The 14,321-nt window shown below is 50.6% G+C and carries 12 protein-coding genes; 9 read left to right on the plus strand and 3 right to left on the minus strand.

The annotated features are described in order from the left end of the window. Positions 1-96 precede the first annotated feature (96 nt). The gene (locus tag BQ7397_RS02605) at positions 97-1,182 is read right to left on the minus strand and encodes a pyridoxal phosphate-dependent aminotransferase (protein WP_077074630.1); all 1,086 of its coding nucleotides are present in this window, start codon (positions 1,180-1,182) and stop codon (positions 97-99) included. 66 nt (positions 1,183-1,248) lie between these two features. Here BQ7397_RS02605 and BQ7397_RS02610 point away from each other — a divergent pair, with 66 nt between their 5' ends. From BQ7397_RS02610 to BQ7397_RS02640, 7 genes are all read left to right on the plus strand, one after another. Further along, on the plus strand, positions 1,249-2,280 hold the full coding sequence (locus BQ7397_RS02610; protein ID WP_077074631.1) for a threonine aldolase family protein: 1,032 nt from the start codon (positions 1,249-1,251) through the stop codon (positions 2,278-2,280). 252 nt (positions 2,281-2,532) lie between these two features. Beyond that, positions 2,533-3,201: an amino acid ABC transporter permease gene (locus tag BQ7397_RS02615; RefSeq protein WP_077074632.1), complete on the plus strand. Its 669-nt coding sequence runs from the start codon at positions 2,533-2,535 to the stop codon at positions 3,199-3,201. Then, positions 3,173-3,850 carry an amino acid ABC transporter permease gene (locus BQ7397_RS02620; RefSeq protein WP_234970559.1) on the plus strand — a complete coding sequence of 226 codons (678 nt, stop codon included), beginning with the start codon at positions 3,173-3,175 and terminating at the stop codon, positions 3,848-3,850. Before BQ7397_RS02615 ends, BQ7397_RS02620 begins: the two co-directional genes overlap by 29 nt. Then, positions 3,850-4,584, plus strand: coding sequence for an amino acid ABC transporter ATP-binding protein (locus BQ7397_RS02625; protein WP_077074633.1), 735 nt, complete (start codon positions 3,850-3,852; stop codon positions 4,582-4,584). Before BQ7397_RS02620 ends, BQ7397_RS02625 begins: the two co-directional genes overlap by 1 nt. Before the next feature lie 10 nt (positions 4,585-4,594). Beyond that, positions 4,595-5,449: a cysteine ABC transporter substrate-binding protein gene (locus BQ7397_RS02630; protein ID WP_077074634.1), complete on the plus strand. Its 855-nt coding sequence runs from the start codon at positions 4,595-4,597 to the stop codon at positions 5,447-5,449. A gap of 206 nt (positions 5,450-5,655) precedes the next feature. Continuing rightward, a complete protein-coding gene (locus BQ7397_RS02635) occupies positions 5,656-7,770 on the plus strand; it encodes an S-layer homology domain-containing protein (RefSeq protein WP_077074635.1) in 2,115 nt (704 codons plus the stop codon). Between the two features lie 121 nt (positions 7,771-7,891). Further along, positions 7,892-10,369 carry a leucine-rich repeat domain-containing protein gene (locus tag BQ7397_RS02640; protein ID WP_077074636.1) on the plus strand — a complete coding sequence of 826 codons (2,478 nt, stop codon included), beginning with the start codon at positions 7,892-7,894 and terminating at the stop codon, positions 10,367-10,369. A 183-nt stretch (positions 10,370-10,552) separates the two neighbouring features. Here the strand turns inward: BQ7397_RS02640 and BQ7397_RS02645 are convergent, their stop codons facing one another. Both BQ7397_RS02645 and BQ7397_RS02650 read right to left on the minus strand, forming a co-directional pair. After that, a complete protein-coding gene (locus tag BQ7397_RS02645; RefSeq protein ID WP_077074637.1) occupies positions 10,553-11,356 on the minus strand; it encodes a DpnI domain-containing protein in 804 nt (267 codons plus the stop codon). A gap of 86 nt (positions 11,357-11,442) precedes the next feature. After that, positions 11,443-12,663: a dihydroorotase gene (locus tag BQ7397_RS02650; protein ID WP_077074638.1), complete on the minus strand. Its 1,221-nt coding sequence runs from the start codon at positions 12,661-12,663 to the stop codon at positions 11,443-11,445. Positions 12,664-12,745: 82 nt separating this feature from the next. On the opposite strand from BQ7397_RS02650, the gene sdaAB reads away from it, so the two are divergent. Further along, positions 12,746-13,438, plus strand: coding sequence for an L-serine ammonia-lyase, iron-sulfur-dependent subunit beta (gene sdaAB, locus BQ7397_RS02655; protein WP_077074639.1), 693 nt, complete (start codon positions 12,746-12,748; stop codon positions 13,436-13,438). After that, complete coding sequence (gene sdaAA / locus BQ7397_RS02660; RefSeq protein ID WP_077074640.1) at positions 13,431-14,303, plus strand: L-serine ammonia-lyase, iron-sulfur-dependent, subunit alpha; 873 nt, start codon at positions 13,431-13,433, stop codon at positions 14,301-14,303. Before sdaAB ends, sdaAA begins: the two co-directional genes overlap by 8 nt. Positions 14,304-14,321 lie beyond the last annotated feature (18 nt).

Here is a 14,321-nt window from a genome sequence, read left to right on the forward strand (position 1 = left end):
AGAAAAGAATAGGCCTTTTGCCGGTAGCATACCATACAGACCTCTTGGAATTTTCGCAACCTGCAGTTGCAATGGCGAAATCAAGCCATTTTCGCCCTAGTCTTTTTCAAAAAAATCCTTCACGGCGCGGATCAATGCGTCGTTGGATTCGGCGTCCAAGAGGCAGAAGCGGAAGAAGCGCTCGTCTAAATTTTTAAAGCCGGCGCAGTCCCGTATCACCATTTTCTGTGCCAGAAGGGCTTCGCGGAGCTCCGCCGCCGAGTGGCTGCGGTCTTTGATTTTCACCAGGACGAAATTCCCGTAGGAGGGAAAGATTTTTAAGGCGGGAATGGTCTCCAGAGCCGTAATCACTTTTTCCTTCTCCCGCTGAATCAATCGAAAGCTTTCGTCTCTGTAGGCGGCGTCGTTAAACATGACCCGCCCCATAACGTCGGCCATGCTGTTGATGCCCCAGATGGACAGCTCTCCGGCGAGGGCCTCGGAAAGCTTCTCGTCTTCCGTGAGGGCGTAGCCTAATCGAATCCCCGGCGTGGCGAAAAATTTGCTCGTGCCCCGAATGACGATAAGCTTTTTCCGCGAGCCTACCAGGGGCACGGCGGAGTAAATGGCCGGGTCCGTAAATTCGATATAGGTTTCATCTACCAGCACATAGGCATCGGTTTCGTCCAAGATCCGCGCCACATCGGCCCGGGTCAAAATGGAGCCCGTGGGATTGTTGGGATTGGTAAGGACGTAAAGGCCTATGCCCTCTTCATTGATCCGCTCCACGATGTCGTCTACGTCGATGGCGAAGTTTTTGTGGTAATCCAGCTGGTATTCGGCGACAGCCGCCCCGATTTTTTCCAGCTCCCGCTCGTATTCGCTGTAGCAGGGGCTGTTGATGAGGGCCCGGGCGGGCTTTAAGTAGTCGATGGCCGCCTGTATCAGCTGAGACGTGCCGCAGCCCAGGAGAACGGAGCCGTGGGGCACCTTCAGGTACTCGGCGATGGCGGCTTTTAGCTTCCGGTATTCGGGATCGGGGTAGCGGCACAGGGCGCCGATATTTTTCGCCGCCGCCTCCATGGCCTTAGGCGAGGGGCCCAGAGGATTGATATTCGATGAAAAGTCCCGTATGTCTTCGGGACGGTAGTGGTATTTTTTTTCCAAGGCGTAGAGATCGGCGCCGTGTCGGTTCGTCTTCATGGACTCCCTCCTTTCCCACCTATGATATAATGACGAAAAAGAAAAGACAATGGAAAAGGGGTGCCTATGTTTAATTTCAGAAACGATTACCACGATTTATGCCATCCGAATGTACTAAAGGCTTTGGCCGCCACCGACGGGGAGGGAAACGCCGGCTACGGCTTCGACGCCCACACGGAGCGGGCCGCGCAATTGATTCGGGACGCCGCGGGAGGCGACTATCCCGTGCACTTCGTTCACGGCGGCACGGCCGCCAATGTGCTGGCTCTCACCTTTCATCTGCGGCCCCACGAAGCCATCGTCAGTGCCGACACGGGACATGTGGTGGAACACGAGGTGGGCGCCATTGAAGCCGCCGGCCACAAAGTGGTTTCCGTCAAAACCGAGGCCGGCAAATACGACGCCGAGGCGCTGGACGAATTTCTTTCCTCTTTCGGCGATTTCCACAATGTCCTGCCCGGCATCATCTATCTTTCCAACACCACGGAAACGGGGCTGGTCTATCGTAAAGAGGAGCTCGCCGCCATTCGCAAGGTGGCGGACAAGCACCGGCTTCCCGTCTATATCGACGGCGCCCGCATGGCCAGCGCCCTTACCAGTGAATTTAACGACGTGAAGCTCTCCGAATACATGGACTACGCCGACATGTTTACCGTCGGCGGCACGAAAAACGGCGCCCTCTTCGGCGAAGCCCTGGTCTTTAAAAACGAAGACCTGGCGCGGGAATTTATCTATTTCCAAAAGCAGCGGGCACTCTTAATGGCCAAGGGCTTTACTCTGGGCGCCCAGTACGAGGCCCTGTTTACCGACGATCTCTTCTTCGAAAACGGACGGGCCGCCAATCGGGCGGCGAGCTATCTGGCTCGGGAGCTCACCTGGCTCGGCGTGGAATTTATCTATCCCCCCGAGAGCAATCAGCTCTTTATTCGCCTGCCCAAGGCCGCGGCCGAGGAGCTTGAAAAGCACGGCCAATTCGATATTATGGGCCCGAAGGAAGAAGGCACGGTGCCCGTGCGCTTCGTCACCGATTACAACACGACGAAGGACGAAATCGACGGCGCCATCAAGGTCCTGGCGGGTTTGTTAAACGAGGCCTAGTTAATTCAGAGTAAATTAGTTTGACAAGGCCACTGTGCCGTGGTATGATGTGAAAAAATTCAGAGGAGAAATTATGGTTAAGCAAATCCAAACCATCTGCAAATGTGCTTGCACCTGTACCTGTTGTTGTACGGGTTATTTGCCTGCGCAGATGTTTTGGGAAGAACCATAGCTTTTTCCGGCTGTTATTTTCCATAGGCATCTTTGAAGCGGGCTTCGGCTCGCTTTTTTATTTGTCTGAAAGGAGTTGTTATGAACCGGGATTTTCTCGTGGCCATGCTGCCGCAATACATCGAGGCGGCCAAGCTCACATTATCCATCGGCCTCTTAGGCGTTTTGGGCTCCGTCCTCGCGGGACTGGTCATTGCCTTTATCCGCGTGGAAAAAATTCCCCTGCTCAACGGCATCGCCAAAGCCTATATCGAAGTGTCGAGAAACACGCCTTTATTGATTCAATTATTTTTTCTCTACTTCGGCCTGCCCAAGGTGGGCATCGTCCTCTCGTCTCATGCCTGCGCCATCATCGGCTTGATTTTTCTCGGCGCGAGTTACATGGCCGAGTCCTTTCGCTCCGGGATCGAGGCGGTGGACCTGAGCCAAATCGAAGCGGCCATGGCCATCGGTCTCACGAAAAGCCAGCGCATACGCTACGTGGTCCTGCCTCAAGCCTTGGCCATGGCCATTCCCTCCATCGGCGCCAATACGATCTTTCTTATGAAAGAAACCTCCGTCTTCAGCGCCGTGGCACTGGCGGATCTTATGTACGTGGCGAAGGATTTAATCGGCCTCTACTACGAAACCGACGAGGCATTGTTTTTATTGGTGGTGAGCTATCTGGTGATTTTGGTCCCCATAGCCGTCATCTTCTCTTTACTGGAAAGGAGGCTGAGACGTGGCATCGGCACGAGCGCTATTGCTTAATCCCCACACCATGGCCCGGCTGCTGAAGGGCCTGTCCGTCACCTTGCGGGTGTCCCTTCTGTCCGTGGCCCTCTCCGTCTTCTTCGGTCTGATCTTCGGCTGGATCATGACGAAAAAATCCCCCATCATCAAAATCCTTTCAAAGATCTATTTGGAATTTATGCGCCTCATGCCCCAACTGGTGCTCCTCTTTATCGTCTACTTCGGCATGGCCCGGGCACTGGGGATCCACATCTCCGGCTTCAACGCCGCCATCATCGTCTTTACCATGTGGGGCACGGCGGAAATGGGAGACTTGGTGCGCGGCGCCATCTCCTCCATCCCGAAGCATCAATACGAGGCCGCCGCATCCATCGGCCTCACCCGGCTTCAGACCATGGGCTATGTGGTGCTGCCCCAAGCCCTGCGCCGGCTCATTCCCCAGGCCATGAATCTGGTGACCCGCATGATCAAGACCACCTCCCTCATCGCCCTTATCGGCGTGGTGGAAGTGATTAAGACCGGGCAGCAAATCGTGGAAGCCGTCAGGCTGGAATTCGCCTCGGCGGCCCTGTGGATCTATCTCGTCATTTTAATCTTATACTTTTTGGTCTGCTACCCTCTGTCCAAATGGGCGGGGCATTTAGAAAAGAAATGGAAGGAGGCATAATGGCTATACTCGAAGTAAAGGACATGGTGAAAGCCTACGACGGCGACCCCATCTTCGACGGCTTTTCCATGGACGTGGAAACGGGAGATGTGGTGGCGGTGCTGGGGCCTTCGGGCTGCGGCAAAAGCACCTTGCTCCGCTGCATTAACGGCCTGGAAAAAATTCAGGGCGGCGACATTCTCCTTAGGGGAGAAAGCGTGGTGAAGAGGGAAAAAGACATGCCCGACGTCCGCAAGAAAATCGGCATGGTCTTTCAATCCTACGAGCTCTTCGGCCACATGAAGGTGCTGGATAATTTAACCCTGGGGCCGGTGAAGGCCAAGGGCGAAGACAAAGCCGAGGCCGAAAAAAGAGCCCTGGCCCTGTTGGATAGGGTGGGCTTAAAAGACAAGGCCGACAGCTATCCGAAAAATCTCTCCGGCGGCCAGCAACAGCGGGTGGCCATTCTGCGGGCCATGCTCATGGACCCGGAGCTCTTTCTCTTCGACGAGGTAACCGCCGCCCTGGATCCCGAAATGGTGCAGGAGGTGCTGGCCCTCGTCGGCGAGCTGGCCAAGGAAGGCAAGACCATGCTCATCGTCACTCACGAAATGGAATTTGCGAGAAAAGTCGCCAATCGCATTTTGTTTATAGAAGAGGGGCGCATCGTGGAAGATACCGACCCGGAAACTTTCTTCGAGCACCCGAAGACCGAACGAAGTCGTCAATTTTTAGAAGGACTGCACTACAATTAAGGAGGACAAAATGAAAAAACTACTCACCGCACTAATCGTCGCCGTCATGGCATTGGGCCTCGTCGCTTGCGGCGGCGTGGAAGAAGAGGGCGCCCCTGCCGCAGACAAGGCCGGCGTACGCACCGTGGAGGACATTAAAAAATCCGGCGAAATCACCATCGGCGTCTTCGGCGACAAAAAGCCCTTTGGCTACATGGACGAAAAAGGCGAGTTCCAAGGCTACGACATCGCCCTGGGCAATCGCATCGCGGAAGAACTGGGCGTGAAGGTCAAATACGTCCCCGTGGAAGCGGCGAGCCGTGTGGAATATTTAAACGCCAATAAAATCGACCTCCTCCTCGCCAACTTCACCGTCACCGACGAGCGCAAAGAGCAAGTGGACTTCGCCCTGCCCTATATGAAAGTGTCTTTGGGCGTCGTGTCCCCAAAGGGCGCGATCACCGACGTATCCCAACTGAAAGACAAGACCCTGATCATTTCCAAAGGCACCACGGCGGAAACCTACTTCACGGAAAAGCATCCGGAAATCAAGCTTCAAAAATACGACCAATACGCCGAAGCCTACAGCGCCCTCTTGGACGGCCGTGGCGATGCCATGAGCACGGACAACACGGAAGTATTGGCATGGGCTCTGGAAAACGACGGCTACGACGTGGGTATTAAGGCCCTGGGCGATGTGGATTACATCGCGCCGGCAGTGAAAAAAGGCAACAAAGAATTGCTGGACTGCGTCAACGGAATCATCGAAAAGCTTTACGGCGAAAAATTCTTCACCAAAGCATTTGAAGACACCTTGGCCCCCACCTATGGGGATGCCGCCAAGCCGGAAGACATGGTAGTGGAAGCCAAACCGGAAAATTATTAAAAGTAAATACCGCGTCTGCATTGATTTCAGAACGCCAAGAAACCCACGATGAACGTCGTGGGTTTTTATTTGCGCACAACTCACAAAGAGATCGAGAAAATCTTTCCAAGAAGTAAATGATATCCGTTGTCAAAATAATAAATGAGAGATATAATCATTTAGCAAAGTTGCCATACAATTTTTTATTACTTGGTAAGGAGGAAGCGATGAATAAAAAGAAAACGCCGGCCATTGTGACGGCACTGGCTTTATGTGTAGCCGCACAATCGACCGGTTTTGCGGCAAGTTTTCAGGATATGCCGAAAGAGAGTGAATGGTCTTATAAGGCACTGAATTATTGTCTGGAGAAAGATTATTTAAAAGGCGTTGACAGCTTACATATTGCTCCGCAGTCGCCCTTAACGAGGGCGCAAATGGCGGCGATTATGAATCGGGTGAAAGGAACGACGGAAGTAGCGGACATTTCGAGGTTCAGTGACGTGCAAGCCGACGAATGGTTCTATAACGACATCGCCAAGGCGGTAAAGGCGGGCTTTATATATGGGCGCAGCGAAATAGAAATGGCGCCTAACGCATCCATTACGAGGGAAGAGGCCTTTACGATTTTGGACCGCGTTCTCGGCGACAAAACGACAGCGGACCACTTGGCTGATTATAACGACGGAAAAGATGTATCGGCATGGGCAAAGAAGGCCGTGAATCGCTTAATTGAAGAAAAAATTGTGACAGGTGACGGCGTGAATCTGCGTCCTAAAGCGAATATTACGCGGGAAGAATTTGCCCAAATCATTTACATGGCCGTTGAAAAGCAAGAGCCACTTGAAAAAGAAGTGGTGAAAGAGAAAAAAGAAGACACGGAAAAATCGCCGGGGAGCATCGGAATGATTACGCCGTCCCAAGATTCAACGCCGGAACAAAAAGATACCGTCCTTTATGGCGACGCCAATGTGGACCAACAACAATACCCGCTGGTTGCACCTTTTGTCCATCCGCCCTTCTACAATGTGCGCGTAAAAGTCACCTTGGATAAAGACGGGAAGATTGCCTCGGTGGAAGACGATAACACAGCGACTAAAGGTTTGGCACCGGGTACAAACCAAGAATTTTTTAATAAAAAGAATAAAAAGTTCTTTGACTTACTGTCGGCAGATGTTTACAAAAAATTTGTGGGCAAAGACCGCGCCGGCGTCGAAGCCATGCAAATGAAAAGCGGCGAAGCTGACGCCGTCTCAGGTGCCACGGAATCGGGCAAGGCCCTAAAGCAAGCCGTGCTTAATGCCTTGGATAAAAAAGCGGGCAAAAAATTCTTAGAAAAAGACCAAGTGTTGGTTGCAGAGGCGCCGATCAAGACCAATGAAGGTTTGAAGATTCACTTTAAAAATCAATTGCCCAACGGCTTCAAGGTTCAACTTCTGAGCGTCAATCAAGGCATTTACAATGGCGAAAAGCTGCTGGATGCCGCGGCCTATAGTTGGAAGGCTGAAGGCGATGGCTTTGATCTTCTCTTGAAAGATGGTAATACCCCCGCAGGGAAATACTACGTGAACATTGTGGATGAAAATAACAACTACCGTTCACCGGATTTCGAATCGGGTCATGGTGCAACGCCGAAGTATCCCTACTTCGTTATTGAGAAAGGCGCAAACATCAGCTATGAGCATGACAAGCTGAACGTACCCGGTAATGAGTTTGCCAACTTCCAACAAAATATCGAAGAAATTGAAGTCATCGAATGGGATACGACGAAAGACAAGCCCGTGATGATCAAAGGACGGGACGGTCAAGAGGTACCTAAAGCGGTTGAAATCGAGCCGGTGGGGCATCACGGCACCAAGAGCAATTACGCCGAAAATCCCTTATTCAATAACGATGGAACCGTAAACAAATCCGTTACGGCGGGGCGACAACCGAAGCCGGTTTTCGAAGAAGGCAAGACCTACAAGATTGTGGTCAAGACCTACGGCTACGGAGATACGGGTTTTATGTATACGGCAAAGAAGGAAGAAGATCAGCCCGGAGCGGACGCGAAATTAAACGGAGTATTTACGGGCAAAGGAGCTGTCGCTTACAGGAGGTACGATTTTTTAGTAAAAGTAACGATGAAAGACGGAAGGATTGTTTCCGCCGAAGATAACGGAACAAAACCAAGAGTTGGTCAAGACCGTAGAAGACATCAGAGATTTATAAATAGGAATGGCTTATCTGTTTATGTAGGCAAGACGAAAGAGGAGGCGGCGGCGATAACGAGAGCCGATATGGTATCCGGCGCGACCTACACCTCCAAAGCGGCGAAAGCGGCCATTCAAGACGCATTAAAATAATCGGAAAAGGCCGATCTTAATTTCAATCACCAGTAAACGTTGCCTTCCGTTCGGGCATCGAAAGGTGATGGAGAACTAATGTGTAAGAAAATTGAAACCCAAAATAAATAAGGAGATGTATATGAAGAGAGTCTTAACACTCGTTCTGATGCTTTGCGTATTGTGCTTCTCGTCTAAAAACGTGTTTGCTCGTGAAGCCGTGACGATCAAAGATCCCTATTTGAAAAAGCAAATTATGGCATCACTAAAAAGCAAAAATGAGATGCATAGAAAGATGGGCAATATAAAACTAACCGATCCGGACTATGTCAAGGATCCTAGTGAAACGGTTATTTATAAGTCGGAGCTGGCGATGTTTACGCATTTTCGCAGCGATGAGGCAGTAGAAGATTTAAGCGGCATGGAGTATATGACGGAATTAAGAACCTTAAAAATCTTCAGGAAATCCGTCATTCACGATTTGACGCCATTAAAAGATTTGACTCATTTGGAGCATCTGTGGCTTGGCAATAATCGCATCGAGGATGTGCGCCCATTGAGCAATTTGACACGTCTGGAAGTGCTGCGATTGGAAAACAATCAGATCGAAGACATCGGCCCCATTGCCGATATGGCAAAGAAAAATGAAAAGCTGAAGAAGCTTTATCTGTACGGCAACCACATTAAAGACTTTTCCGGATTAAAGGACAAGACTTTTAAAGAAAAGGACGGATTTTTCGGGTACAATCAGACAATTACGCTTAAACCGAATACGGCGAACTTTCCCCTCAATTTATTAGATGAGAAGGGAAAATTGTACGATTTGAGTGATATGAATGTGTCTGGGACCGATAAACTGGTCAAGGAGTCGAATGGTAACTATCGTTTTAAGGACGCCCCGGAAAATACCCGTCTCCGTATTTTTTCAGATGGGTTTAAGACACAGCCCACTTGGGTGGTAGACATCGATGCGTCGGACATGGGCAATGATCCTTTGAAGACGAAAGTTCATTTTGCCAGCCCTGCTTTAGAGCGAGAGATTTTGACTATTTTAAAGGATCCATCGGTGCGAGATGCCAAGGAGGTCATTCTCAGCAATCCAAATTATGTGAAAAAGCCAAACGAGACCTTTATCTATGAAGACGAGATGGCCTTGTTTAAAAGCTTAACGATTGTGAACAATAATGAAATCGAAGATGTAACGGGACTTGAAACCGCCACGAATTTGGAAAGCCTTAAGCTATTTCAAAACAACCTAAAGGAAATTCGTCCTTTGGCGGCGTTAACAAAGCTTCGTTTATTAAATCTTGATTCGAACAAAAACATCCAAGATTTTTCCGCCATAGCCTCTCTTTCAGACTTGGAAGATTTATCTCTGGCGGAGTGTAATGTGGGTTACCTCAAACCATTTGAAAACCTTACGAAATTAAAGACTTTGGATCTGAGCCACAACAACATTGGGTCCATTGACGCGTTAAAGAAGCTAGATCAACTTCAAGTGCTGAGTTTGGACGATAACTTGATACAAAACCTCGCGCCTCTGCGAGGGAAAGGAAAATTGCATAGTCTGAGCTTAAAGGCGAATGAAATCACTTCCGTGGAAGATTTAAAAGACCTGCGAAATCTGTCCTACCTTGCCTTATCAAAAAATCGTATCACCGATTTTTCCCCTTTAAAGGATGTATTTCACGAAGTTTCAAAAGTATTTCCCCACGAGGATCAAGAGATTCATCTGTATCCCTCGGATGAGGTATTCGCCATTTTATTAAAAGACGAGAAAGGCAAGTCCTATGGACTGGTGTCGAAACGACTGATCGACCGCGGGAATGGAAAGTATTCTTACGCTAAGCAACCCGAAATGCTGGGCTTGGAAGTGGTGGATGACTTTTATGCCAATACGCCACAGAAGAATAAAATAGCATGGCATGTCTTCATTCATCCGGATACGCTATTGGATAAACAAAAAGAGCAGGAGAAAAGCGAACACCTCGCCTTAATAAAAGAGAATAAGCTGTTAAAAGAAAAACTAAAAGAAATGGAAAAGCTTATAGCCAAGGATAAGGCAAAAATGGAGGCCCTGAAAAAGGAATTGACGGCCCTAAAAAATCGCTCGGCAGAGAAAAAAGATTCAAATAAAAATTCCGCCGGCTACCGATACGTCCTGTCGTCTCCTGTGGTCGAATCGCCGGCAAAAAAACATGAGAGCGCAAAGAAGCAAAAGAAACTCTTTGAAAAGTACGTGTTCACTATCGGACAAAAGGAATTCAAAGTCTTCGAGGGGGCCGGGGAGCGTACGTTCAAAATGGACGTGGCGCCCTATATTAAAAACAATCGAACCATGCTTCCGCTGCGGTATGTGGGTGAAAGCCTCGGGATTCAGGTCGATTACAATGCAAGCAGCAGAATGGTCGTATTAAAAAAGGGCGATCGCACGGTTTTAATTGAACAAGGAAGCCAAGTGGCGATTGCATCCAATGGTGATAAAATTGCGCTGGACAGTCCCGCCGAGACGCTTCACGGAAGAGTCTTTATACCTCTGTCCAATGTAAACAAACTATTTGAGCATGGCCCGGAAATTACTTGGGATTCAACGAACCGTACAGTGACCATTGGCGGATAAAGAAAACAGTCTTCGTATCATGCATAGGATTCTTAAGGATGATATGAAGAGGTAAACATTAAAAGGGTGATCTTGGATAGGCATATTTCCTTTCATTAAGAATAAGAAAGACCCCTCCATTTTGGCTTTGAAGCCGATGGAGGGGTTTTAGTATGTTTTCAAAAAACCTTATTCTTCTGAAGATCATGGATGTAAATTGATGACCGGAGATGTTGCGGCATCTGTTTTTCTGTAGACGCCTCGGTCGATAAATTCAAGAAACCCTTTATCGCGAAGAAATTGCAACTGTTGACGTATTTTGGCTCGGACATGGCTATTCTGAGGATGCCTTTGTGATAGGACCTCATCAAAGGCATACACATCATGAAGGGTAAAGATCGACCCTTGAATTTGGTTGACGCAGTTTAACACATCAAAAAGCCAGGAACGTGTATTTAAATTACCGGCATTCAGGCGTGTCGATTGCTCCATTTGCATGACGACTGAATCTTTTTCAATGGGTGATCGATTTTTTATCATGCTGATTTGGCCCTGAAGAGGAATTTCGCCAAACAGAATGTTGCAGCCTGTCCAGCCGGCCCTTCTCGACGTGGAAGACAAGGGCTTTCGCTTCTCGACGATTGAAGGAACGAAGAAATGTTTCGGAACAACCCATAGATTTTCCACGCACATTGCATTTTCATTGTAGGTGAGAATAAAAAAATCGGGATTGTTTTGACTCGTGATCCTCTGAAGAAAGGTATCATATGCCCCGTCGGGGATTTTTTTACCAAAGGAGCCTTTTTTGCTTTTCAATTCATATTCGCTGTTGCATGAAGGGCAGTAGAAATCAGCCACGGCAGAATTGTTCGGGAAATGAAGAATTTTATCATGGCCACATCGGGGGCAATAGATATTATTTAATGCCCATGACTCGGTTAGTATGCGTGCAATCTGAGATTTGCTTCTATAATTGTCAGCCAATTTTTGGTCGAAGTAGATATTCATGAAAAGTTTCCTTTGCCTGTAGCGGCAGGTTTGCTTAGTTAAGGGTGTGCGGTTGAAGTGCCAATTCATCTATAAATCAAAGCTTTTTAAAACTCGTGGTACCGTCCCTTGACGCAGATGCCTTTAATCTTTCCCTTGAACTTTTCTCCCAGTAGGGGAGAGTTGTGGCTCTTGCCGCGGAAGAAGGCGTCGTCCACCTCGGTTTCGCCTTGGGGATCGAAGAGGACGAATTCTCCCCCCGCCACGCCTTGGTGAGGGAGCTTGTAGAAATCCGCCGGGATTTTCGTCATGGCACAGACGAGATCTTCCAGCCGGCATTTCTCCTTCAGCACCAGCTCTGTGTAGAGGAGGAGGAAGGCGGTCTCCATGCCCGTAATGCCCGAGGGGGCCTCTTTCAGGGGCCGGCTCTTTTCCTCCGGCGTGTGGGGTGCGTGATCCGTGGCGATGCAGAAGTTTTCGTGGCCGATGAATTCGGCGAGGCCCGCGGCGTCCTCGGCGGTGCGCAGGGGCGGATTCATTTTCGCCAAGCTGCCGTGGACCTTTACATCCTCGGCAGTCATGGTCAGGTGATGAGGCGTGATCTCACCCAGCACCTTCGCCCCCGATGCAGCAAAGGCCGCCACCAGTCGGGCGGTAAGGGCGCAGGAGATGTGCTGAATGTCCAGCTTCGCCCCCATGTAGTGGGCCAGGGACAGATCCCGGGCGGAGAGGCTGATCTCCGCCATGGCCTCGGCGCCCTTTAAGCCGAAGGCCGGGGCCACGCGGCTGTCCACGCCGGGGGTTTTTACATAGGCCGGGTCCTCCTCGTGAAGGCTGATGGGCAGATCCAGTGCCTTTGCCCGGGCGAGCCCTTCTTTCAGGAGGGCCACATTGTCCACGGGAAAGCCGTCGTCGGAAAAGCCCACGGCACCCAACCGCGCCGCCTCTTTCATGTCCACGAGCTCTTTGCCCTTGAGATCTTTTGTCAGGGCGCTCACGGTATAGGCGTGAAGGGGCAGCGCCTTTGCCCGTCGGTAAAAATCGGCGATGGCCTCTCCGCACATGACGGGCTTCGTATTGGCCATGGCGACGACGTGGCCGAAGCCGCCGTGAAGGGCCGCCGCCGCGCCGGTCTCCAGGGTTTCCTTTTCCGTAAAGCCCGGATCCCTTAAGTGAACGTGGACGTCGACGAAGGAGGGAAAGGCGTAGAGGCCTTCGCCGTCGATGGTGATATCATCGTCCTCCACGGAAAAGGTAATTGTGGCGGTTTCGTTTTTGTTTAAGACGGGATCCAATATGCGGACGTTTTTTATGGTAAGTGTAGCCATACTTCCTCCTAAGGCTGGGGACGAAATTATGATAAAATAGAATCGTCAATAGGTGAGCAACAAGAACGAACAGAGGTGGATCATGAAAAAATACAAGGCATTTGACGTGGTGGGTCCCATTATGGTGGGGCCCTCCAGCTCTCACACGGCCGGCGCGTGTAAAATCGGAAACGCCGCATTGGCCATTAGCGGAGACAGCCCCTTTCACAGGGTGCGCTTTAATCTCCACGGCTCCTTTGCATCGACCTATCGGGGTCACGGCACGGACATGGCATTGGTCGGCGGCGTCCTGGGCATTATGCCCGACGACGAGCGGCTGAGGGACAGCTTTAAAATCGCGGAAGAAAAGGGCCTTCAGTACGAATTCGTGGAAACGGATCTGGGGGACCGGCACCCGAACTCCGTAGAGATCATTTTCTTCTACGACAACGGCGGCCATTTGTCCGTCACCGGCTCTTCCATCGGCGGCGGCAATATTTTAATCGTCGCCATTAACGACATCGAAGTCTCTTTCAAGAATCAATACCCTACTCTTATTTTACAATATCAGGAACAAAAAGGGGTCATCGCTCTGGTTTCCAGTATTTTAACGAGCAACGACTACAATATCGAAACCATGGTGACGGACAAAATCGACGAAACGGTCACCCTGGTTACGGAGATCACCCACTCCGTGGACCCGGCGATTCTGGAACCGATCCTCGAGGATCCCCGCTTCGAATTTGCAAAATACGTGGACATTATCGAACCCATGAAAGGAAACGCTCATGATTAAAACGGCAAAGGCATTGATCGATTTATGCCGGGAAAAGAATTGGAAGATTTCGGACTACGTCCTGGAGGAAGAATCCAAGGGCGACGAAAAAAAGAAGGCGGCCATTTTAGACGAGCTGCATCACATGCTCAACATAATGAAGGAATCCACCACCCGCACCTTGGAATCGGGCACCGATTTAAAACACGATTTAATCAAGGACTTCGGCAAAAAGACCTGGGAATATTCCAAGAGCGGGAAGAGATTCGTCACCGACGAAAAGACCCTGCGCGCCATGGCCCGCGCCTTTTCCACCTTCGAATCCAATGCCAATATGGAAGTCATCGTGGCGGCGCCCACGGCGGGCAGCTGCGGCATCGTGCCGGCGGCCTTGGTGACGGCGGCGGAAGACTTAAACGCCACAGACGACGACTTGGTCCGCGGCCTCTTGACGGCCATCGGCATCGGCCAGTTTATCGCCGGCTACGGCACCTTCGCCGGCAGTGAAGGGGGCTGCCAGGCGGAATGCGGCGCGGCCTCTTCCATGGCGGCGGCGGCCCTCGCCGAGCTTTACGGCGGCGATGTGGAAACTTGCTTAAATGCCGCCTCCATCGCCATCGTTAACATTTTGGGCCTGGTCTGCGACCCCTTAGGCGGCTTGGTTCAATACCCCTGCACCTTCAGAAACGCATCGGGAGTTTCCAATGCCCGGGTCAGCGCCGACATGGCCCTGGCCGGCACCTTCAGCATCATTCCTTTCGACGAAGTCTGCAAGGCCATGAAAGAAGTGGGCGACGCCCTGCCCGCCTCCCTGCGCGAAACCGGCATCGGCGGTCTGGCCGGCACGGACACGGCGAAGACCCTTTGCGGAAAAATTTTCGGTTAATAAATCTAACCTTTGGTA

It is taken from the genome of Aedoeadaptatus urinae (assembly GCF_900155585.1).
Classification (GTDB): Bacteria; Bacillota; Clostridia; order Tissierellales; family Peptoniphilaceae; genus Aedoeadaptatus; species Aedoeadaptatus urinae.